We start from the raw sequence: 19,850 nt of genomic DNA, 5'->3' as shown, positions 1-19,850 counted from the left end.
GCCGGTCGACGACAGCCGTCGGCAGCCGTCGACCTGTGGGTTCAGCCCTTGACCACGCCGAGCGGCACCAGCCGGGCGACGATGCGGCACAGCCCGGCACTCTCGCTCGCCGCCACGACCTCGCCGACGTCCTTGTACGCCTCCGGGGCCTCCTCCGTCAGGCCGCGCCACGACAGCGGACGCGCCGCGATGCCGTCCCGCTCCAGCCTGGCCCGCAGCTCCCTCCCGGTGATCGCGCGGGCGGCCTGGTGGCGGCTCATCCTGCGGCCCGCGCCGTGGCAGGTGGAGAAGAACGCGCCTCCACCGGGCACCCCCGCCAGGACGTACGAGGCCGTGCCCATGGTCCCGGGAATCAACACGGGCTGCCCCTGCCCCCGCAGGTCCTCGGGGAGATCGGGATGCCCGGGCGGGAACGCCCGCGTCGCGCCCTTGCGGTGCACGCACAGCCGGCGCCGCCGCCCCGCCACCTCATGGGTCTCCAGCTTGGCGAGGTTGTGCGACACGTCGTACACCAGGGACAGCCGGATGTTCGCGGCATGGCGGAAGACCCGACGGGCGGCTTCGGTGAGCAGCTGGCGGTTGGCGCGCCCGTAGTTGGCGGCGGCGGCCATCGCACCCAGGTACGCCTGCCCCTCCGGCGACTCCACCGGGGTGCAGGCCAGCTGCCGGTCGGGCACGGCGATGCCGTACCGGGCCATGGCCTGGTCCATCGCCCGCACATGATCGGTGCAGATCTGGTGGCCGAGTCCGCGGGACCCGCAGTGGATCATCACGGTCACCTGGCCGCGGGTGATTCCGAACCCGTCCGCGGCCGCCTCGTCGTACACCTCGGCCACCTGCTGCACCTCCAGGAAGTGGTTGGCCGATCCCAGGCTGCCCACCTGCCCGAGGCCCCGCTCGCGGGCCCGCGGACCCACCTGCCCGACGTCGGCGTCGTCGACCGCGCCGCCGTCCTCGCAGCGGGCGAGGTCCCGCTCCTCGCCGTGGCCCTGCTCCACGGCATACCGGGCTCCGCCCTCCAGGACGCGTTCCAGCTCTCCGGGGCCGCTCGGCCGCCACACCCCGCCGGGTCCCGCGCCGCGCGGGATCGCCCGGTCGAGGCCGTCCATGACCGCCTCGAGGGCGGGTCGAAGCCCCTCGCGGTCGCAGTCCGCGACCAGCAGCCGCACCCCGCAGGAGATGTCGAAGCCCACCCCTCCCGGTGACACCACCCCGCCGTCGTCCACGTCGGTCGCCGCGACGCCGCCGATGGGGAAGCCGTACCCCCAGTGAATGTCCGGCATGGCGTACGAGGCGCCGACGATGCCGGGCAGCGTGGCGACGTTGACGACCTGCCCCAGCGCCTGCTCGGCGTCGCTCAGCAGTGCCCGGGAGGCGAACACGACTCCGGGTACCCGCATGTCCCCGCGCTGTGCGATACGGAAGCGATGGGGAGCTTCCTCGACGAGTTCCATCGTGCTCTCCCGACGGGGTGGTTCGAGTGTCTCGACCCGGTGCGGGACCGCGGTTCCCGGGCCCTCCGCCCGTGTACCCACACCCGCCGGGGGAACCCATGGCGGAGGCGCCCGGGAGAGCCCGGCGCGCCCCCGCCGACGCGGTCGGGGAAAGGTGAGGAGAGCCGGCGCCCTGACGGGCCGGCGCCGCCGTGTACGGCGCCGGCCCCGCGCTCAGGTCGTGTCCGCCCCCTGCGGCCCCGCGTTGATGGCCACGGCTGCGATCAGCATGGCGACCGCGAAGACGGCGGCCGAGCCGATGAAGGCGCGGGTGTAGCCGTGGGTCATGGCGTCCTGGGCCCGGGCGACCAGGCCGAGGTCGTGCCGGCGCAGGCCCGCGTAATACGTCCCGTCGGCATGTGGAACACGCCGGTCGGCGAACGTGGTGGCCAGCGTGGCCAGCGTGGCCAGCCCCAGCGCGCCGCCCACCTGCTGAGCGGTGTTGAGCAGCGCCGAGGCGCTGCCCGAGTCGTTCTCCGCCACGCCGCGCACCGCGCCGAGCGTCATCGGCACGAAGGTGGCGCCGAGCCCCAGAGCGGTCACGAACATGCCCGGCATCAGCGTGCCCCAGTAGGAGGAGTGCGGGGTCAGCCGGCTCAGCCAGATCATGCCGACCGCCGCCACGGCGAGCCCGGGAGCGGCCAGTTCCCGCGGCGGCACCTTGACCACCAGGCGGGAGGCGACGCCCGCCATGATGCCCACCCCGACGCTGAACGGGAGGTAGGCGAGGCCCGTGCGGATCGCGCCGTAGCCGAGGACGTGCTGCATGTAGAGGGTCAGGAAGTAGAAGGTGGCGAACATGCCCGTGCCGACCAGGAACATGGTGGCGTACGTGCCCGCGCGGCTGCGGTCGTGCAGGATGCGCAGCGGCAGCATGGGATGCGCGCCGCGTGCCTGGGTCAGGAGGAACACGGTGAGCAGCACCGCGGCCGCGACGAAGAAGGTCACGGTCAGTGCGTCCGCCCAGCCGTCCTGACCGCCGCGGGTGATCGCGTACACCAGGGAGAGCAGGCCGGCGGTCCCCGCCGCGGCACCCACGACGTCCGCCTTGCCCTGCGCGCGGTCGGCCTCGCCCAGGATCACCGTGCCGATCAGTACACCGGCGCCGATGGGGACGTTGACGAGCAGCACCCAGCGCCAGTCGAGGTACTGGGTGAGCAGACCGCCGAGGATCAGACCCACCGTGGACCCGACCCCGGCCATGGCGGCGTACACGCCCATGGCCCGGTTGCGCTCCTTGCCCTCGGCGAAGTTCGTCGCGATCAACGACAACGCGGTCGGTGCCGCGACCGCCGCGCCGACACCCTGGAGGGCCCGGGCACCGATCAGCAGACCGGCGTTGGGTGCCAGGCCGCCGAGGGCCGAGGCCGCGACGAACAGGGTGATGCCGAAGCGGAAGACGCGGCGGCGGCCGAACAGGTCACCGGCCCGGCCACCGAGCAGCATCAGACCGCCGAAGGCCAGCGCGTAGGCGTTGACCACCCAGGACAGGCTGCCGGCCGACATGCTCAGGCCGGTCTGGATGCTGGGCAGGGCTATGTTCACGATCGTGGCGTCGAGCACCACCATCAGCTCCCCTGCGGCGATGACCAGCAGAGCCAGGCCAGGGTGACGGGTGGGACGCGGGGCGGGCCCGGCCCCGGCACCCGCGCCGGCCCGTTCTTCGAGAGACATGGAACCTCCAGAGGGGGGAACTTCTTGCGGGGACCGCCGAGGCAAGGAAGAGATGTCGGAAAATGACGCTTTCTCGCCGCCGCGCTCCGGTTGTGCCCGGCAGCCCGATATCGTGAGCGACGAGATCGGATGGGATGCCGGACCCGGCGGAGATTTCGGGACATCCCTCCGGCTCGCATCCGATGCGATTCCGGCGGAAGGAGACGTCATGCGAGTGCGCTTGGTGAAAGGGGTCGCGCTGACCGCCACCGGCCTTCTCGCCGGCGCGTTCGGCTATGGAGCGGTGAATCTCGCCCCCACATTCTGGGCCGTGCCCCTGGAGATGCGGCTGTCGTTCCATGCCGAACTCATGAAGATGAACTCGCCCGTCATGCAGACCGCGATGGTGACGGCGATGCTCAGTTCGCTGGGACTGGCGGTACTCACCCGCGGACGGGAGCGGCAACTGGCCGGCGGGGCGTCGCTGCTGACCCTGGGTTCCCTCCTCATCACGAGGTTCGGGAACGTGCCGATCAACGCCCGGATCAAGGAGTGGGCCGTGACCTCGGCGCCCTCTGATCACGCCGAGTTCCTGCACCGCTGGGACCTGTACAACCAGCTGCGTACGGCGACGGCGATCGCGGCGCTCGTCCTGCTCGTGATCACGGCCGTGGGGCGGTTCGAGGAGGGACGTGGCGGCCGGGAGACGGAGCAGGGCTCCGCGCCCGCGACCACGGCGGCCTGACGGGGCGCCGACCGCCGTCCGCTTTTCCTCTCCGTGCCCCAGGGCGTTCATCCCCGACTTCTCCACCTGAGGAGATCCAGGCCTTCCTCGTCCGCGAGCTGACGGGCCAGAGCCCGCTCGGTTCCGGTCAGTGGTGTGTCGGGGCAAAGGCGTTCGGGATGCCCTGGTGCGGGTTCGACGAGTTCCGGCTCCGGTATGACGAAGTAGGCCACGCCGTAGGCGATGAAACCGTCCAGGAGAATTCGCAGCAGGCCACGCAGGCGATGAGGCATGCGGTCATCGTGGCTCAGCCGGAAAAAGCCCAGATAAAACGCCGATACGGCCACCGGCATCACGTAAGGTCCGCCGGCGCGGGTGTTTCCCGGGTGGCGGGCACCCGCACCGGCGAAGTGTGCGACGGTCGGTACGGTCATTCGACGACGAAATCGGCCATCATCGCCATGTCCTCGTGCTCCAGGTTGTGGCAGTGGAGCAGGTAGGTCCCGGCGTAGTCGGTGAACCGTACGGCGACTTCCACCGCATCCGTGGGTGGCAGATCCACCGTGTCCTTCCAGCCGACGTCGTAGGCACCGGGGTCTTTGTGGTTGCGCGAGACGACCTGGAAGTGGTTCAGATGGACGTGCACGGGGTGGTGGAGGCTGGTGGTGAACCGCCAGATCTCCAGCTGCCCCAGTTGGGGCCGGGCCAGCGGCCGGCCGGGTTGGTAGGTGTCGTCGTTGATGGTCCAGCCGTCCTTGCCCTGCCGGAAGTGGAAGTGGCGGGTGGTGACGGCCTTGCCCGCGTCGAGCCGCTCGATGCGGGAGAGCTGGTCCGGGACGCGGGTGTCGTCGGTCACCGATCCTCCGGTGACGTCGAACGCCATGACGTGGTCGCCCGTTCCGTCGGCGAGCGTGTTGACCAGCCGTACCCGCGTGCCGGCCTTCCACCGCGAGAAGTCGACGACCACGTCGAAGCGTTCACCGGGGCCCAGGTGAACGGCGTCGTGCCGTACCGGCCGTTCCAGCAGTCCGCCGTCGCTGCCGATCTGCACGAAGGCGTCGCCGCCGGGCGGCTGCGGGTCGAACGCCAGGCGGTAGGGGCGCGCGTTGGAGGCGTTGAGGATGCGCAGCCGGTGGCGGGCCCGCTCGGTGCGGTGCACCGGCCAGGGAGCGCCGTTGACCAGGATGACGTCCCCGAGAACGCCGTCCATGTAGGAGTCGGTGACGCCCGGCCGCGCGAGAGAGGGGTCGACGAGGGGATAGCGGAAGGAGCCGTCCTCCTCGAAGGCCCGGTCGGTGATCATCAGCGGCAGCTCACGGTCACCCCGCGGCAGCGGCAGCCGCTCCTCCTCGTCGTCGCGGACCAGGTGGAAGCCGGCGAGGCCGCGCCAGACGCCGAGGCCCGTCCAGCTCATCCGGTGGTCGTGGTACCACAGCGTGGCCGCCCGTTGGTTCATGGGATAGGTGTAGGTGCGCTCACCGCGCGCCATCCCCGCCACGCCGGTGTGCCCGCCGTGGTGGCCGCCCCCGTCGTGGCCCGCCATGCCCGCCGTCATGGCGTTCGCGGCCTGCTCCGCGGAGATCCGGCCGTCGGCGGGCAGGACGACATCGATGGGATAGCCGTCGCTGTCGGTCGGGGTGTGGCCGCCGTGCAGGTGCACCACGCTGGGCTGCGGCAGCTGGTTGCGGTGCCGGACCTGGGTGCGCCGTCCCGCTCGGGAGACGACGGTCGGCCCGGGGAACGTCCCCCCGTACGTCCAGGCGCGCGTGCCCAGTCCGGGCAGGATCTCCAGATCGGCGACCTGCTGCGCCAGCTCGTACACATCGGTGCCGCCCGAGGTGCGCACCGGTTCGAGCACCTTGGGGACCGGCAGCGGGACCGCGTACGGCTTCGGCAGCCGGGCCCGGGAGGTGAGGACACGGCCGGGGCTGGAACCGTCCGCCTCGCGCACGGCGCTGCCGATGAGGGGCACGGAGACGGCGGCGAGCGCGGCCGCCCCCACCGCGGTGCCACCGAGGAACCGACGCCGCCTCATGAAACGGGCTCCGAGGCGCGTCCGGTCACGGCGGGGCGGCGCGCACCGGTCGGGACGGGCATCGTCCAGGCCCGCATGACGAGCAGGGTGACGGCGCTGGCGATCAGCACGCCCAGGGTCACGTGCACGGCGACCACGCGCTCCACGCCGAGCACCATCTGGAGCACCAGCGCGACCACCATCGCCGCCGAGGTCGCGACGGCCCGCACGGGCCCTCCCACGCGCCGCAGCCAGAGGGCGCTGATGAACGTCAGAAGCCCGACGACCACCATCACACGGGCGTTGAGGCGGTGCATGTCCATGGAGTCGTAGTCGCCGCTGATATAGCCTGCGCCGAAGCCGACCTGGAGCAGCATCGTCAGGGCCAGCAGCGTGGCCGCGCCACGGTGTAACGCGCGGGCACGCGCGCCGCGCGGCCGGGGGGACTCGTTCGTCATCACTCCGCTCTCTGGGCGGGATCGCACGACGGCGGCCCACGGCATACCGCGCAGCCTCGTCGTGCTACGGCACCGCCGGCCGTCCCGTCCTCGACACTCTCCTGATGGGCGGGCGCGCCCGGACCACATGCCTGCGGCACCCCGCAAGGCGCGACCACCGCGAGTCTTGCACCGTGGGACGGCGTTGTCTTATCCGGAATTGCTTCACTTACGGTCAGGCCGAGGCCCGGGCCCGGAGCCGCAGGGCGGTGTCGTCGGTGAGGACGGTCTGGTGGGCCATGCGCAGTTCGAGCCCCGGTTCGATGCCCAGTTCCTCGATGAGCAGGGCGCGCGTGCCCCGGTAGGCGGCCAGGGCGTCCCCGCTGCGGCCGCTGCGGTGCAGGGCCACCATCAGCCGGGCGCAGAACCCCTCGTTCAGTGGCTCCTCGGCGACCAGGCGCCGCAGCTCGCCGATGAGTTCCAGGTGACGCCCGAGGGACAGGTCGAGGTCGATGCGGCGTTTGAGCGCGGTCATCCACGCCTCGTCGTACTGGAGCGCGGTTCCGGCGAGCGCCGGGCTCTCCCTGAGATCCTGCAGGGCCGGTCCGCGGCGCAGCGCGAGTGCCTCCCGGTACTGCCGCGAGGCCAGTTCGTGGTGGCCGGCCTCCGCGGACTCGGCGGCCAGCGCGCACAACCGGTCGAAGCACACCGTGTCCAGGACACCGTCGTTGACCTGGAGCTGGTAGCCCGGCGGGCGGGTGCGCAGCGTGCACCACCGGCCGTCGAGGTCGTGGCGGATGAGGAACTTGCGCAACTGGGAGACGTAGACGCGCACCGCGGCCAGCGCGGTGGCCGGCGGGTGGTCGCCCCACAGCTCGCTGATCAGCGTGTCGTTGGAGACGGTGGCGTTGGGCCGGACCAGCAGCGTGGCGAGCAGCTGCCGCAACTTGCGCTGCGGGAGCGGGACTTCCCTGGCGTCCACGACGATCTCCAGCGGGCCGAGCAGCCGCAGGGCGACCGTGCGGGGTGCGGTGTCCTGGCCACCCGCGCGCGGCGGCACGTGATCGACGACGGCGGTCATGCGAGGGTCTCCAGCCGTGGGTGGGAACTGCGGAAGAAGGCCAGCGGCGGATCCTCGCGCAGCAGCCCGAGGTCGACGACCTCGCCGAGCACGATCTCGTGGTCGCCGCCCGGGACCATGTCGTGGACCCGGCAGTCGAGGTAGGCCAGCGTGTCGGCGAGCACCGGCGAGCCCGTGGTCCCGGTCCGGTGGGCGAGTCCGGCGCAGCGGGCGGTGTCGCGGGTGGCGAACGCCCGGCACAGTTCCCTCTGGTCGGCGGCGAGGATGTTCACCGCGAACGCCCCGACGTCCCGTACCGCGGTGAGCGCGCGGGAATCGCGGTGTACGCAGAACAGCACGAGCGGAGGCGTCAGGGAAACCGAGGTGAAGGAGTTCACGGTCAACCCCGTGGGCTCTCTTTCGGGCCCCTGGAAGGTAATCACCGCCACTCCGGTCACAAACCGCCCGCACACCTCACGGAGCACCGCTCCGTCAATGGCTCCCGGCCTTTTCCGCCGGGCGTCGGCCACGGTGAGACTGTCCACTTCAACCCCCTGGGAATACCGCATTGGTCATGTCGTTCGGAGCACTTCACAGGACTCGGAGTACAAGCGGTGCGGTGACCGGGAGCCTAACGAGGCGGTGTTCGGATCGCCTACGGCCCAAGGGAGGGGGGCGGGGCGTACTTTCGGCCGGTTCTCCGGTACTCCAGCACCGGGCGGACGCGCATCGTCGCTGATCAGGGCGGTGGTGCCCGGGGACGGTGCCGGGCCGTGAGCCGCGTGGACTGGGCAATCCAGGAGAGCGCGACCGCTGCCCGGCCGGATACGGCGGCCGCACCGTGCGCTCACGGCCCCGGCGTCGGACGCGGCGGTGCGCTCCCATTCGGCGTCGGTTTTTCGTCGACCTCATCGACGCTTTACGGCCGTGCGTGACGCTTCAGTGGCCGCCCGACGAGCGGCGCGCCCACAACGGAGGGAACCGGAATGCGTAGCACCCTCATCGTCGCCCGTATGAAGCCGGATTCGGCGGCCGAGGTGAAGCGGATATTCGCCGCGTCGGACGCCGGCGACCTGCCCCGCATGATCGGGGTTCGGGAGCGGCGGCTCTTTCGCTTCCACGACCTCTACATGCATTACATCGCATCGGACGACGAAGTCCGTGACTCGCTCTCCGAGGTGCGTGACCACCCGTTGTTCCGAGACGTCAACGATCAACTGAGCGCGCACATCACGGCGTACGACCCGCAGACCTGGCGCAGTCCCGAGGACGCGATGGCCCATGAGTTCTACACCTGGCGAGCGGACAGCTGACCACGGCACGGCTCTCGCCCGCGTCGGCGACGACCAGGACGCCGGGACCGGGGGGAGCGCGGCACGACGAGAGGAGGCTGGCGTGGCCGCCAGCGACCGTATGACCAAGATCGCGGCAAGGGACGTCGCGCCCAACCGCCGCCGGGGCGGGGATCTGCGCACGCTGCTCAGCCCGGCCACAGCGGGCACCACCTCCGGCTTCATGGGGGTGCTGACCCTGGAGCCCGGCGAGGTGGTGACCGAGCACTACCACCCGTACTCAGAGGAGTTCCTCTACCTCGTCAGGGGCGAGATCACGGCGCGGATCGACGGTGAACCCGTGCCGCTCGTCGCCGGCGAGGCCCTGCACCTGCAGATCAACGTCCGCCACCGGCTGGAGAACCACGGACCGGAACCCGCCTTCCTGGTCTTCCAGCTGGGCCCGCTGGCACCGCGGCCCGAACTGGGGCATGTGGACACGGAGCCGCTGCCGGATCAGGAGTCCGTATGAGTCACCGCAAGGCCGTCGTCACCGGGATCGGCGTGGTCGCCCCCGGCGGCATCGGCACCAAGGCGTTCTGGAAGCTGCTCACCGAGGGCCGTACGGCGACGCGCGGCATCACGCACTTCGACGCCTCCGGCTACCGCTCGCGGATCGCGGCGGAGTGCGACTTCGACCCCGTCACGGCCGGTCTGACGCCCGACGAGATCCACCGCATGGACCGGTGCTCGCAGTTCGCGGTCGTGGCCGCCCGGGAGGCGCTCGCCGACAGCGGCATGGCCGCCGACGAGGTACCGCCGCATCGCATCGGTGTCTCGGTGGGGAGCGCGGTCGGGTCCACCATCACCCTGGAGCGGGAGTACGTGCGCGTCAGCGACGCCGGCAGCCGCTGGGTGGTGGACGCCTCCGATCCCCACGCCCACCTGTACCGGGCGCTGGTGCCCAGCGCGCTGGGCGCGGAGGTGGCGTGGGCGGCCGGCGCCCAGGGGCCGGTCCGGGTGGTGTCCACGGGCTGCACCTCGGGGCTGGACTCCGTGGCGCAGGGGGCCCAGTTCATCGAGGACGGGCAGGCCGACGTGGTGGTGGCCGGAGCCACCGACGCGCCCGTGTCGCCGATCACGGTGGCCTGCTTCGACGCCATCAAGGCGACCTCGCCCAACAACGACGACCCCGAGCACGCCTCCCGTCCCTTCGACCGGGACCGCGACGGCTTCGTGCTCGGCGAGGGCGCCGCGGTGCTGATCCTGGAGGAGGCCGGTGCCGCGCGGCGCCGCGGGGCCCGCGTGTACTGCGAGGTCGCCGGGTACGCCCAGCGCAGCAACGCCTTCCACATGACGGGACTGCGCCCGGACGGTGCGGAAATGGCCGAGGCGATACGCATCGCGCTGGACCGCTCCCGGCTGCCGGCCGAGTCCGTGGACTACGTCAACGCCCACGGCTCGGGCACCCGGCAGAACGACCGGCACGAGACGGCGGCCTTCAAGGCGACGCTCGGCGAGCACGCGTACCGGGTGCCGGTCAGCTCGATCAAGTCGATGGTGGGCCACTCCCTGGGCGCCATCGGCGCGCTGGAACTGGCCGCCTGCGCCCTGGCGATCGAGTCCGACACCGTTCCGCCCACCGCCAACCTGCACCACCCCGATCCGGAACTCGGCCTGGACTACGTGCCGTTGACGGCGCGGGAGCACCGTACCGACACCGTGCTGAGTGTGGGCAGCGGTTTCGGGGGGTTCCAGACGGCGATGGTGCTGACGGCTCCCCGTACGGCGGTGCGCGATGCCTGACACCGTCACGGCGGCGGCACGCGCCGTCGTCACCGGCATCTCGGCGGTCGCCGCCGCCGGCACGACGGCCGCGTCCTTCTGGCAGGGGGTGCGGCAGGGGCGCAACGCGCTGGGCCCGCTGACCCGGTTCGACGCGGACGGTTTCCCGGTGCGGGTGGCCGGTCAGGTGCCAATGGCCGACCCGGTGCCGGGCGTCGACGCCCGGCTGGTCATCCAGACCGACCGGTGGAGCCAGTTCGCGCTGCTGGCGGCCGAGGAGGCGCTGCGGGACGCGAGCCTGCGGCCCGGTGAGTTCGAGGCGTTCGACCTGGGTGTCATCACGGCCTCGTCGTCCGGGGGCAACGCGTTCGGGCAGCGCGAGATCGAGGCGCTGTGGTCCAAGGGGCCGCGCCATGTGGGCCCCTACCAGTCCATCGCCTGGTTCTACGCCGCCACCACCGGCCAGTTGTCGATCCGGCACGGTATGAAGGGCCCCTGCGGGGTGGTCGTCGCCGAGCAGGCCGGTGGGCTCGACGCCATCGCCCAGGCCCGGCGTGCCGTGCTGGCCGGGGACGCCGCCGTCGTCCTCACCGGCGGCACCGAGGCGCCGCTGAGTCCGTACGCGCTGACCTGTCAGACCACGTCGGGACGGCTGAGCGGCAGCGGCGACCCGGACCGCGCCTATCTGCCGTTCGATGCGCGGGCCTGCGGCCATGTCCCCGGCGAGGGCGGTGCGCTGCTGGTCCTGGAGGCCGACGCCGCCGCCCGTGAGCGGGGCGTGGACCGGCCCTACGGCGAGATCGCGGGGCACGGGGCCACGTTCGACCCCGCGCCGGGCACCACGTCCGGGACCACGGCACTGCGGCGCGCGGTGCACCTGGCCCTCGCGGACGCCGGGATCGGACCGCAGGACGTCGACGTGGTGTTCGCCGACGCGGCGGGCACCCCGGAGCTCGACCGCGCCGAGGCGGAATGCCTCGCCGAGGTCTTCGGTACGCGCGGTGTGCCGGTGACCGCTCCGAAGGCCGGCTACGGCCGGCTGTACGCGGGCGGTGCCCCGCTCGACGTGGTGACCGCGCTGCTCGCGCTGCGCGAGCAGGTGGTCCCGCCCACCGGCGCCCGGGTCACCCCGGCCGCCGACCACCCCATCGATCTGGTGACGCAGCCGCGTGAGACACCGCTGCGCACCGCCCTGGTGATCGCCCGCGGGTACGGAGGCTTCAACTCCGCGCTGGTCGTCCGGGCCGTGGCCGCATGACGGTCCCCACCCCGCGCCGCATCACCCTGCCCCGCTTCCACGCCCACTGACGAAAGGACCGGCATCCATGACCGTGCCGCCTCTCACCTACGAGGAGTTCCTCACGATCGTCCAGCGCTGCACCGGAATTCCCGCCGAGGTGCTCCAGACGGACGACCGGAACGTCACCATCGAGGACATGGGGGTGGACTCGCTGGGTCTGCTCAACGTCCTCACCGAGGTGGAGAACCGCTACGACATACGGCTCGACGCCGAGGGCGTCACCTGCTTCCCGGAGATCCACGCCCTGATCAACGACCAGCTGAAGCCGGCCGCGGCCCGTACCGAGAACAGCATCGTCATCGACGCGCCCTTCGACATCGTGTGGCACATGACGAACGACGTGGCGAACTGGCCGCGGCTGTTCAGCGAGTACGCGTCCGCCGAGATCCTGCACCGCGACGGCGACACCGTGCGGTTCCGGCTCGCCCTCCACCCGGAGGAGGACGGCAAGGTGTGGAGCTGGGTCTCCGAGCGGGTCATGGACCGGGCGAACAAGTACGTCCGGGCCCACCGCGTCGAGCCCGGGCCGTTCGCGTTCATGAACATCCACTGGTACTACCGGCAGACCGACGCCGGCGTCGAGATGCGCTGGGTCCAGGAGTTCCACATGAAGCAGGACGCCCCCCTCGACGACGAGGGCATGGCGGCCCGTATCAACGCCAACTCCAAGGTCCAGCTGGCGCTGATCAAGGAGCGGGTGGAAGCGGCGGCCCGCAACCGCACCCGGGCGGGGGTGGGCCGGTGAGCCCCGTCGACTTCGCGCTGAAGGGCCGGCACGTGCTGGTCACCGGCGGCACCCGGGGCATCGGCCGGGCCACGGTGCTGGCGCTGGCCGCGCAGGGCGCCTCGGTGACGGCCTGCCATGTGCAGGAGGGCCGGCAGGTCGACTCGCTCCGGCGTGAGCTGGACGAGCAGGGCGCGCAAAGCTCCCTGGTGCGCTGCGACATCGCCGACCCGGAGCAGGTGGGGCGTCTGCTGACGACCGCGCACGAGACGCACGGTCCGGTGGACGCCCTGGTGAACAACGCCGGGGTGATCAGCCACCTGCCGCTGGAGGAGCTGGCACCCGAGGAGTGGCACCGCATCCTCGACACCAACCTCACCGGGATGTACCAGGTGATCCGCGCGGCGCTGCCGTACCTGGCCGAGGTCGCCTCGATCGTCAACATCAGCTCCGCCGTCGCCCACCACGGCATGCCCGGCGCGGCGCACTACGTCGCGTCCAAGGCCGGCGTGATGGGCCTGACCCGGGCGCTGGCCAAGGAGTTGGGGCCGCGCGGGGTGCGGGTCAACTGCATCGCCTCGGGCCTGGTGGAGACGGACCAGATGAAGGCGGTGACCGAGGAGGGCCGGGCGCGCTACGAGCAGATGATCTCGCTGCGCCGGCTCGGCCGTCCCGAGGAGATCGCCGACGTGGTGCTGTTCCTCGTCTCGCACGCCTCCCGGTACGTCACCGGCGCCACGCTCGACGCCGACGGCGGCATCTGACGCACCAACCGACCACGAGGGAGCCGCGCACATGCTGCGCACCGTACTGGAGATGCGGGTCCGCGAGGGCTACGAGGGCGAGTTCCGCGCCACCTGGCTGGAGACGGCCCGGGCGGCGGCGGAACTGCCCGGCAGCGTCGGACAGACCCTGCTGCGGGACCCGCAGGATCCGCAGATCCACCTGATCATGGCCGACTGGGCCGACCGGGCCTCGTTGGAGGCCTTCCAGAAGAGTCCCGAACGCGAGGAGCTCAGCGGCCGGCTGGAGACGTTCCGCGCCTCCGCCCGCAAGCGGGTCCTCGAGACCGTCGCACACATCCCCGCCCGACCCACCCAGGAGAGGTGACCGTCATGCCCGTGCGTGTCATGGTGTCCGCCCGGATCGAGGAGAAGGACCGGAAGGCCTTCGAGGAGGCGTACCGTTCGGTCGCCGCCGTGGTCCGCGGTACCCCCGGCCACATCCGTGACGAGCTGCTGCGCGACGCCGAGGAGCCCGGCCGCTACATCCTGCTCGCCGAGTGGGAGAGCGAGCAGGCCTTCCGCGCCTGGGAGGACGCCCCCACACACCGGGAGACGGCCGCGCCCATGTTCCCGTACTGGAGCGGTGGCGGCATCGAGCGGCGGATCTACGATCTGCGCACCCGGCTCGACAGCGTCCCGTCGCACGGCTGAGCGGACAACCGCCATGGCGACCATCCGCAAGGCACTGGTGATCGGTGCCGGCATCGGCGGACTCACCACCGCGGCGGGCCTGCTGCGGCAGGGCATCGAGACGGAGGTGTTCGAGGCGCGCCGCAGCCCTGGGCTGCTGCTGACCGGCGGCGGTTTCATGCTCTGGCACAACGCGTTTCTCGCGCTGCGCCGGATCGGGCTCGACGAGGCCGTCGCCGCGGACTCCGTCCGGATGCGGTTCCACGAGTTCCGCTCGGACACCGGCAGGCGGCTGGCGCGCTGGCACCTGGACGGACCGACCGAGCGCTGCGGGGCGCCCGCGTGCGCCCTGCGGCGTTCCTCCCTGCACACGGTGCTCACCGAGGCCGTGGGCGAGCACCGGATGCGCCTCGGATCCCGGCTGACCGGCTACACCGAGGACGGCGACGGCGTCACCGCGCACTTCGCCGACGGCTCCTCGGCCCGCGGCGATGTGCTGATCGGTGCGGACGGGCTGCGCTCGACCGTGCGCGCCGAGATGCGCCGCGGTTTCGAGCCGCCGCCGCGCTACGCCGGTTACACGGCCTGGCAGGCCATCACCCGGCTGCCCGGCGAGACCCTCGTGCCCACGGGCACCTTCTTCAACCTGTGGGGCAGGGGCGGGCTGCGCTTCCTTTACTGCCGGCTCAATGAGAAGGAGGTCTACTGGGACGCGATCACCAGCGACCGGGCGTCGGCGGGCATCGACACGGTCCGCCGGGGCCGGCGCGACGCGCTGGCCGCCGCCTACCGGCGGTGGCCGGATCCGGTCGGCCGGATCATCGCCTCGACCGAGGAGGAGGCGATCCTGCCGGTGGCGATCCACGACCGGCCGCCGCGCGGCGGCTGGGCGCACGGCCGTGTGGTGCTGGTGGGTGACGCGGCCCATCCCATGACGCTCAACCTGAGCCAGGGCGCCGGGCAGGCGATCGAGAGCGGCGTGGCCCTCGCCGCGGTGCTCGGCCGGACCCGGCCCGCGGACGTGCCCCGGGCCCTGCGCGCCTTCGAGGAGAGCCGCGCGTCCCGGGCCGCCGACATGGTGACGACGTCCTGGCGGATCGGCACCCTCGGCCTGGTGCACAGCGCGCCGCTGTGCCGGTTGCGGGACCTGATGATGTACGCCTTCTTCGACAGCGTGGCCCGCGGCCAGAGCTACGGGCTGATGCTGGACGGGCGCCTGGAGCGCGGCCCGGTGCCGCCGGCCGGCGCTGCCGTGGGCGCCGTCCCCGGCGGGACGGGGTGAGCGCGCGTCATGCTGTCCGCCGTACTGGCCGCCGTGTTCGTCCTGTGCACCGGGGTGCTGGCCGGCGCCCTGGTCGCGGTGGAACGGGCCGTGGTGCCGATGCTGTTGCGGCTGCCGCGCCAGACCTGGTCGGAGGTGCACCGGCTGCTCGACCCCGGGTTCGACCCGCTCATGCCCACGGTCAACAAGGTGGCGCTGGCCACCGGCCTGGGGCTGTCCTTCCTCGCCCCCACTTCCGCTGCCAAGGCCACCTTCGCCTGCGCCCTGGCCTCGGTGGTGGGCGTCGCGCTGGTGTCCGAGCTGCGCAACGTGCGGATGAACCGGCGGATCGACGCCTGGGCCGAGGCGGGTGAGATCCCGGACGGCTGGGGCGCGCTGCGCGCCGACTGGGCGCGGGCCAACCGCCTGCGGACCGCCTGCGCCGTCGCCGGCTTCTGCGCCGCCCTCGGCGGTTGCTGGCTGGCCTGGGGATGAGCAGCGGGCCCGCAGGACCGACGACGAATCGATGGCAGGTGAGTTGAGGAGATGATCCGGTGACTTCCGCACACACCACAGGGCACCCGCCGGGCACCGGCGCCGGGGGCGGCGCCCGTGAGTTCGAGGGCAGCGTCGCGCTCGTCACGGGCGCGAGCCGCGGCATCGGCGCGGCCACGGCGCGGCTGCTCGCCGCCCGGGGCGCCCGAGTGGCCGTCAACTACCACAAGGGCGCCGACCGGGCGCAGGACGTGGTGGACGAGATCCGCCGCGACGGCGGCGAGGCGGTGGCGGTCCAGGCCGACGTCACCGACGCCCGGCAGGTCGAGGACATGCTCGCCGCCACCGCCGGTGAACTGGGGCCGGTGGACGTGCTGGTGCTCAACGCGGCCGGTCTCGCGGCCCACGAGGCGCGCATCGCACCCGCGACCGAGCTGACCTGGGAAGACCTGGAGCACGTCGTCAACCGGCAGCTGAAGGCGCTGTTCCTGACCGCGCGCGCCGTGCTGCCCGGCATGACCGAGCGCGGTGCGGGGTCGATCGTGGCGGTCGGGGCCGCGCTCGCCCGCCGGCCCGCGCCGCGGTTCCTGCCGCTGGCCGTCGCCAAGGCGGGCGTCGAGGCGGCGGTGCGGACCCTCGCCCTGGAGGTGGGGCCGCTCGGTGTCCGGGTCAACGCGGTCGAGCCCGGCCTGATCCTGACCGAGCTCGCGGCGCACATTCCCGAGCAGCAGCGCCGCGCGGCCGCCGAGCGTGCCGCGGTGCGCCGCAACGGGACGCCTCAGGATGTCGCCGAGCTCATCGCGTTCGCGGCCTCCCCCCGGGCGTCGTACCTCACGGGCAGTTGCCTGCTGGCGGACGGCGGCACGGCGCTCGCCTGACGGCCTGCTTTTCCCCTGTTTATCCGGCTCTTTATCGGCCGCTGGTGTGCTGTCCGTCGTCCCCGGCGGCGCCGGCCGCGGCTCTGAACGACGCCTGACGACTCCCGCGAGCCCTCCAGGACGGCTCGCGCGACCCCGAGGAGGGAACAACGTGTCGAAGCCCGAGCGAAAAGTGGTCAGCCGGGATGAGGTCGACCCCGTCTGCTGGTTCGGCGAGGAGGGCCGGTTCCTGCTGAACAAGGAGGACACCGGCGGGCTGTACAGCTTCTACCAGATCACCACCCAGCCGGGCAGCGGTCCGCCGCTGCACGTGCACGAGACGGCCGACGAGGCGTTCTTCGTCAACAAGGGCCGCTACGAGTTCGAGGTCGGCGGCGTCACCGAGACCCTCTCGGCCGGCACCGTCATCTTCGGCCCGCGCGGGGTGCCGCACCGGTTCCTCAACGTGAGTGACGAGCCGGGCCAGTTGCTGGTCATCCACACCCCCGGCGGGGTGGAGCACTTCTTCCGGGGCCTGTCCGCGCTGGTCGCGGACGGGCGGCCGGACTGGGCCAAGATGCAGGAGCTGGCCAACAGCCACCAGATCCGCGGGTTCCAGCCGCCGCCCGGAGCCCACGGCGACCTGGGCGGTCCGCCGCCCGGCGTGCGCCGCGGCGCCGGCGCTCCGACCGCCGCCCATGGCGGCCGGGACTGACCGGCCCGCGACCACGGTGAGCCTGCGCGTCCCCCACCGCCGCCGGGTCACCCGCTCGGTCCCCGGCGCGACCGGCAGGACCGGTACCGGGACACCGCGGTGCGGCGCGGTGCCCCGGTCCGTGCGCGGCGCGCTCCGCCGGCCCGCCGCCGCGCCCCCCGCGGCCGGCTCCGCACACCCCTCACCCCATCGACCAGGGAGGACCTCATGCGCGGACCGCTGTCCGCCTACCGCCCCCGACCGCGAGCCGTCGCGCCCCGCCGTCACGACGTGATCATCCTGGGATCGGGCATCGCCGGCTCGACCCTGGGCGCCATTCTGGCCAGGCAGGGCGTTTCGGTCCTGCTGCTCGACGGTGGCGTGCATCCCCGGTTCGCCGTCGGCGAATCGACGACCCTGTACACGCTGAAGGTGTTCCGCCTGCTCGCCCGCCGCTACGACGTGCCCGAGCTGGAGCCGCTCACGTCGTACGAGGGCTGCCGCGACGAGATCGCCCCGACCAGCGGGACCAAGCGGCACTTCGGCTTCATCCGGCACGAGGAGGGCAAGGAGCCGGATCCGGCCGAGTTCCTCCAGTTCAGTCCGCCCTCGAAGGTGCTCCAGACCAGTCATCTGTTCCGTCAGGACACCGACGCCTACCTGTTCCACACGGCGATCCGCTACGGCTGTGACGTCCGCCAGGCGTTCCAGGTCGAGGACATCGAGCTGGCCGAGGGACATGTCGCCGTGATCGGCAAGGGTGGGGAGCGGCACGAGGGGCGCTACCTGGTGGACGCCAGCGGCTTCCGCTCGCCCGTCGCGCACAAGCTCGCCCTGCGCAAGCCTGCCGAGGCGCTCAAGCACCACTCACGCTCGATGTTCACGCACATGATCGGGGTCCGGCCGACCGACGCCTGTCTGCGGGTCGGCCCGGAGGACGCTCCGCCCATCCCCTGGGTGGAGGGCACCATGCACCACCTCTTCGAGCGTGGCTGGTTCTGGTCCATCCCGTTCAACAACGCGCCGGGCTCGAAGAACCCCCTGGTGAGCGTCGGTCTCACCCTGGACGAGCGGATGTACCCCAGGCCGGCCGACATGACCCCGGAGGAGGAGTTCCGCACGTTCGCCGCGCGCTTCCCCGCCGTGGAACGCCTCTTCACCGAGGCGCGGACGGTACGGCCATGGGTGTCGGCGGACCGCATCCAGTACGCCTCGGAGCGTACGGTGGGGCATCGCTGGTGCCTGATGTCGCACGCCGCCGGCTTCATCGACCCGCTGTACTCGCGCGGCCTCACCAACACCGGAGAGGTCATCAACTCGCTGGCGTGGCGGCTGCTGGAGGCGCTCGCCGACGACGACTTCGACGAGGAGCGGTTCCGCTACGTCGACGAACTCCAGCAGGGGCTGATCCGTTACAACGACGAGCTGGTCAACTGCTCGTTCATCTCCTTCTCGGACCACGCCCTGTGGAACGCCGTCTACCGCGTGTGGTGCGCCGCCGAGGTGCCGATCAACCTGCGCTTCGACCGGTTCACCGAGCGGTTCATGGACTCCGGCGACGACGGTGTGCTGCGGGTGATGGAGCAGGCCGCGTACCCGGGTCTGCCGGTGCCCGGATCCCACGGCTACAAGGCGCTGTTCGACGAGATGGTCCGCGTCTGCGAGGCCGTCGACCGGGGTGAGCGCAGCGCCCGCGACGCCGGCCGGGAGCTGTTGCGGACCGTGGCGAACGCTCCGGTGGTGCTGGACCACCTGGGGCTGCGGGACCCGGCATGCCGGTTCGTCTACCCCAAGCCGGAGGATCTGCGCCGGATGGCGCACTGGCTGCGTCACGAGGGCCCGGACGAGCTGCGCTATCTGACCACCGGAGTCGATGCGCAGGGCGTCGCGCTGCCGGCCGCGCCGCACGAGGAGAAGGCGCCGGTGCCGCAGTGAGCGGGTGCCCCGGCCGTGCCGGGGCACCGTCGCGGAGCACGAGCGAGCGGGTGGCTCCCCGGTGTCCCCGGGGAGCCACCCGCTCGCTCCGTTCGCGCGGTTCGCGCCGTTCGCGCCGTTCGCGCCGTTCGCGGCGTTCGCGCCGTTCGCGCCGTTCGCGGCGCCTCGGCGCCGGCCGGCCAGGTGTCAGGACCCGTCGGCGGGGGTGGCCCGGAAGACGGGGCAGCGGTCCGCGGCCTCGGCGAAGCCGTCGGGCGTGCCGGAGCGGACGAGGCCGTTGCGTACGAAGGCGCCGACTCCGCGCGGGTTCTGGACGGGGAACTCCCGCAGAACCGGGCCGCGTTCCGGCTCCGGCAGCTCGGTCAGCCGCACGGCCCAGGAGCGGCGCCCCCGGGTGAGCGTCCCGCGCCCGGCGGCACGGGCGTTCTTGACCCAGTCGGCGCCGGGATAGGCCTGGAGCAGGTAGTAGGTGCCGTCCACCACCACCGGTGCGACCGGCGTCGTGCGGGGCGCACCGCTCTTGCGCCCCGGGACGGTCAGCAGATGCATCGGGCCGAACGGCAGGCCGATGCGGTGAGAGAGGGTGACGACGCCGTTGCGCAGCCGGTGCCGGGGGGAGATGGTGCGCTGCGTGGCCATGGGAGGTTCCTTTCCAACTGTGCTTCCGGAATGCGCCGAGCCGGGCGGAGAGCGCCGTATGCGGTGAAGCATGCCGTGCGGGCGCGTGGGCCG

22 protein-coding genes and 1 pseudogene are annotated in these 19,850 nt (G+C 72.4%); 15 read left to right on the top strand and 8 right to left on the bottom strand.

What is annotated here, in order from left to right; translation table 11 throughout:
• Nucleotides 1-41: 41 nt before the first annotated feature.
• Both ACFYZJ_RS03565 and ACFYZJ_RS03560 read right to left on the bottom strand, forming a co-directional pair.
• On the bottom strand, nucleotides 42-1,454 hold the full coding sequence (locus ACFYZJ_RS03565; protein ID WP_388562401.1) for an RtcB family protein: 1,413 nt from the start codon (nucleotides 1,452-1,454) through the stop codon (nucleotides 42-44).
• Between the two features lie 213 nt (nucleotides 1,455-1,667).
• Nucleotides 1,668-3,167, bottom strand: coding sequence for an MFS transporter (locus ACFYZJ_RS03560; RefSeq protein ID WP_388562400.1), 1,500 nt, complete (start codon nucleotides 3,165-3,167; stop codon nucleotides 1,668-1,670).
• Nucleotides 3,168-3,375: 208 nt separating this feature from the next.
• Between ACFYZJ_RS03560 and ACFYZJ_RS03555 the strand changes: the two genes are divergently transcribed.
• Nucleotides 3,376-3,891 (top strand): anthrone oxygenase family protein, encoded by a 516-nt coding sequence (locus ACFYZJ_RS03555; protein WP_388562398.1) that lies wholly within the window; start codon nucleotides 3,376-3,378, stop codon nucleotides 3,889-3,891.
• 47 nt (nucleotides 3,892-3,938) lie between these two features.
• Here the strand turns inward: ACFYZJ_RS03555 and ACFYZJ_RS03550 are convergent, their stop codons facing one another.
• From ACFYZJ_RS03550 to ACFYZJ_RS03530, 5 genes are all read right to left on the bottom strand, one after another.
• Nucleotides 3,939-4,304 (bottom strand): DUF6059 family protein, encoded by a 366-nt coding sequence (locus ACFYZJ_RS03550; RefSeq protein ID WP_388562396.1) that lies wholly within the window; start codon nucleotides 4,302-4,304, stop codon nucleotides 3,939-3,941.
• Nucleotides 4,301-5,905 (bottom strand): multicopper oxidase family protein, encoded by a 1,605-nt coding sequence (locus ACFYZJ_RS03545; RefSeq protein WP_388562394.1) that lies wholly within the window; start codon nucleotides 5,903-5,905, stop codon nucleotides 4,301-4,303. The genes ACFYZJ_RS03550 and ACFYZJ_RS03545 overlap by 4 nt, the downstream gene beginning before the upstream one ends.
• A complete protein-coding gene (locus tag ACFYZJ_RS03540) occupies nucleotides 5,902-6,342 on the bottom strand; it encodes a hypothetical protein (protein WP_388562392.1) in 441 nt (146 codons plus the stop codon). Before ACFYZJ_RS03540 ends, ACFYZJ_RS03545 begins: the two co-directional genes overlap by 4 nt.
• Nucleotides 6,343-6,556: 214 nt before the next feature.
• A complete protein-coding gene (locus tag ACFYZJ_RS03535; protein ID WP_388562390.1) occupies nucleotides 6,557-7,402 on the bottom strand; it encodes a BTAD domain-containing putative transcriptional regulator in 846 nt (281 codons plus the stop codon).
• Nucleotides 7,399-7,839: a flavin reductase family protein gene (locus ACFYZJ_RS03530; RefSeq protein WP_388562388.1), complete on the bottom strand. Its 441-nt coding sequence runs from the start codon at nucleotides 7,837-7,839 to the stop codon at nucleotides 7,399-7,401. The genes ACFYZJ_RS03535 and ACFYZJ_RS03530 overlap by 4 nt, the downstream gene beginning before the upstream one ends.
• A 528-nt stretch (nucleotides 7,840-8,367) precedes the next feature.
• Between ACFYZJ_RS03530 and ACFYZJ_RS03525 the strand changes: the two genes are divergently transcribed.
• From ACFYZJ_RS03525 to ACFYZJ_RS03460, 14 genes and pseudogenes are all read left to right on the top strand, one after another.
• A complete protein-coding gene (locus tag ACFYZJ_RS03525; protein ID WP_388562386.1) occupies nucleotides 8,368-8,694 on the top strand; it encodes a TcmI family type II polyketide cyclase in 327 nt (108 codons plus the stop codon).
• Nucleotides 8,695-8,794: 100 nt separating this feature from the next.
• Nucleotides 8,795-9,184 carry a cupin domain-containing protein gene (locus ACFYZJ_RS03520; protein ID WP_388563359.1) on the top strand — a complete coding sequence of 130 codons (390 nt, stop codon included), beginning with the start codon at nucleotides 8,795-8,797 and terminating at the stop codon, nucleotides 9,182-9,184.
• Nucleotides 9,181-10,458, top strand: coding sequence for a beta-ketoacyl-[acyl-carrier-protein] synthase family protein (locus tag ACFYZJ_RS03515; protein ID WP_388562385.1), 1,278 nt, complete (start codon nucleotides 9,181-9,183; stop codon nucleotides 10,456-10,458). The genes ACFYZJ_RS03520 and ACFYZJ_RS03515 overlap by 4 nt, the downstream gene beginning before the upstream one ends.
• Entirely contained in the window at nucleotides 10,451-11,695 is a 1,245-nt protein-coding gene (locus ACFYZJ_RS03510; protein WP_388562384.1) for a ketosynthase chain-length factor, read from the top strand. Before ACFYZJ_RS03515 ends, ACFYZJ_RS03510 begins: the two co-directional genes overlap by 8 nt.
• 67 nt (nucleotides 11,696-11,762) lie before the next feature.
• Nucleotides 11,763-11,939: pseudogene (locus ACFYZJ_RS03505) on the top strand (phosphopantetheine-binding protein); the annotation flags it as partial.
• A 57-nt stretch (nucleotides 11,940-11,996) separates the two neighbouring features.
• On the top strand, nucleotides 11,997-12,482 hold the full coding sequence (locus ACFYZJ_RS03500) for an SRPBCC family protein (RefSeq protein WP_388563357.1): 486 nt from the start codon (nucleotides 11,997-11,999) through the stop codon (nucleotides 12,480-12,482).
• Complete coding sequence (locus tag ACFYZJ_RS03495) at nucleotides 12,479-13,225, top strand: SDR family oxidoreductase (RefSeq protein ID WP_388562383.1); 747 nt, start codon at nucleotides 12,479-12,481, stop codon at nucleotides 13,223-13,225. Before ACFYZJ_RS03500 ends, ACFYZJ_RS03495 begins: the two co-directional genes overlap by 4 nt.
• A 31-nt stretch (nucleotides 13,226-13,256) precedes the next feature.
• A complete protein-coding gene (locus ACFYZJ_RS03490) occupies nucleotides 13,257-13,571 on the top strand; it encodes an antibiotic biosynthesis monooxygenase family protein (RefSeq protein ID WP_388562382.1) in 315 nt (104 codons plus the stop codon).
• 5 nt (nucleotides 13,572-13,576) lie between these two features.
• A complete protein-coding gene (locus tag ACFYZJ_RS03485) occupies nucleotides 13,577-13,897 on the top strand; it encodes an antibiotic biosynthesis monooxygenase family protein (RefSeq protein ID WP_388562381.1) in 321 nt (106 codons plus the stop codon).
• A gap of 13 nt (nucleotides 13,898-13,910) precedes the next feature.
• Nucleotides 13,911-15,158 carry an FAD-dependent monooxygenase gene (locus ACFYZJ_RS03480; protein ID WP_388562380.1) on the top strand — a complete coding sequence of 416 codons (1,248 nt, stop codon included), beginning with the start codon at nucleotides 13,911-13,913 and terminating at the stop codon, nucleotides 15,156-15,158.
• Nucleotides 15,159-15,167: 9 nt separating this feature from the next.
• The gene (locus ACFYZJ_RS03475; RefSeq protein WP_388562378.1) at nucleotides 15,168-15,632 is read left to right on the top strand and encodes an anthrone oxygenase family protein; all 465 of its coding nucleotides are present in this window, start codon (nucleotides 15,168-15,170) and stop codon (nucleotides 15,630-15,632) included.
• 59 nt (nucleotides 15,633-15,691) lie between these two features.
• Nucleotides 15,692-16,510, top strand: a complete 819-nt coding sequence (locus tag ACFYZJ_RS03470) for an SDR family NAD(P)-dependent oxidoreductase (RefSeq protein ID WP_388562376.1) — start codon at nucleotides 15,692-15,694, stop codon at nucleotides 16,508-16,510.
• 151 nt (nucleotides 16,511-16,661) lie between these two features.
• Nucleotides 16,662-17,204, top strand: coding sequence for a cupin domain-containing protein (locus tag ACFYZJ_RS03465; RefSeq protein WP_388562374.1), 543 nt, complete (start codon nucleotides 16,662-16,664; stop codon nucleotides 17,202-17,204).
• Between the two features lie 207 nt (nucleotides 17,205-17,411).
• Complete coding sequence (locus tag ACFYZJ_RS03460; protein ID WP_388562373.1) at nucleotides 17,412-19,118, top strand: NAD(P)/FAD-dependent oxidoreductase; 1,707 nt, start codon at nucleotides 17,412-17,414, stop codon at nucleotides 19,116-19,118.
• Between the two features lie 186 nt (nucleotides 19,119-19,304).
• On the opposite strand, the gene ACFYZJ_RS03455 is transcribed toward ACFYZJ_RS03460, so the two are convergent.
• The gene (locus ACFYZJ_RS03455) at nucleotides 19,305-19,757 is read right to left on the bottom strand and encodes a nitroreductase family deazaflavin-dependent oxidoreductase (protein ID WP_388562371.1); all 453 of its coding nucleotides are present in this window, start codon (nucleotides 19,755-19,757) and stop codon (nucleotides 19,305-19,307) included.
• Nucleotides 19,758-19,850: the final 93 nt, after the last annotated feature.

Origin of the sequence: Streptomyces sp. NPDC001848, from assembly GCF_042891915.1 — a bacterium.
Classification (GTDB): domain Bacteria; phylum Actinomycetota; class Actinomycetes; order Streptomycetales; family Streptomycetaceae; genus Streptomyces.
Note: the sequence above shows the minus strand (reverse complement) of the source record. Positions and strands in the feature narration are given on the sequence as shown.

Excerpts from the sequence above, each read along its gene's own strand:
- ACFYZJ_RS03565 (WP_388562401.1), bottom strand. The coding sequence starts at position 1,454 with ATGGAACTCGTCGAGGAAGCTCCCCATCGCTTCCGTATCGCACAGCGC.
- ACFYZJ_RS03560 (WP_388562400.1), bottom strand. The coding sequence starts at position 3,167 with ATGTCTCTCGAAGAACGGGCCGGCGCGGGTGCCGGGGCCGGGCCCGCC.
- ACFYZJ_RS03555 (WP_388562398.1), top strand. The coding sequence starts at position 3,376 with ATGCGAGTGCGCTTGGTGAAAGGGGTCGCGCTGACCGCCACCGGCCTT.
- ACFYZJ_RS03550 (WP_388562396.1), bottom strand. The coding sequence starts at position 4,304 with ATGACCGTACCGACCGTCGCACACTTCGCCGGTGCGGGTGCCCGCCAC.
- ACFYZJ_RS03545 (WP_388562394.1), bottom strand. The coding sequence starts at position 5,905 with ATGAGGCGGCGTCGGTTCCTCGGTGGCACCGCGGTGGGGGCGGCCGCG.
- ACFYZJ_RS03540 (WP_388562392.1), bottom strand. The coding sequence starts at position 6,342 with ATGACGAACGAGTCCCCCCGGCCGCGCGGCGCGCGTGCCCGCGCGTTA.
- ACFYZJ_RS03535 (WP_388562390.1), bottom strand. The coding sequence starts at position 7,402 with ATGACCGCCGTCGTCGATCACGTGCCGCCGCGCGCGGGTGGCCAGGAC.
- ACFYZJ_RS03525 (WP_388562386.1), top strand. The coding sequence starts at position 8,368 with ATGCGTAGCACCCTCATCGTCGCCCGTATGAAGCCGGATTCGGCGGCC.
- ACFYZJ_RS03520 (WP_388563359.1), top strand. The coding sequence starts at position 8,795 with ATGACCAAGATCGCGGCAAGGGACGTCGCGCCCAACCGCCGCCGGGGC.
- ACFYZJ_RS03515 (WP_388562385.1), top strand. The coding sequence starts at position 9,181 with ATGAGTCACCGCAAGGCCGTCGTCACCGGGATCGGCGTGGTCGCCCCC.
- ACFYZJ_RS03510 (WP_388562384.1), top strand. The coding sequence starts at position 10,451 with ATGCCTGACACCGTCACGGCGGCGGCACGCGCCGTCGTCACCGGCATC.
- ACFYZJ_RS03490 (WP_388562382.1), top strand. The coding sequence starts at position 13,257 with ATGCTGCGCACCGTACTGGAGATGCGGGTCCGCGAGGGCTACGAGGGC.
- ACFYZJ_RS03485 (WP_388562381.1), top strand. The coding sequence starts at position 13,577 with ATGCCCGTGCGTGTCATGGTGTCCGCCCGGATCGAGGAGAAGGACCGG.
- ACFYZJ_RS03480 (WP_388562380.1), top strand. The coding sequence starts at position 13,911 with ATGGCGACCATCCGCAAGGCACTGGTGATCGGTGCCGGCATCGGCGGA.
- ACFYZJ_RS03475 (WP_388562378.1), top strand. The coding sequence starts at position 15,168 with ATGCTGTCCGCCGTACTGGCCGCCGTGTTCGTCCTGTGCACCGGGGTG.
- ACFYZJ_RS03460 (WP_388562373.1), top strand. The coding sequence starts at position 17,412 with ATGCGCGGACCGCTGTCCGCCTACCGCCCCCGACCGCGAGCCGTCGCG.
- ACFYZJ_RS03455 (WP_388562371.1), bottom strand. The coding sequence starts at position 19,757 with ATGGCCACGCAGCGCACCATCTCCCCCCGGCACCGGCTGCGCAACGGC.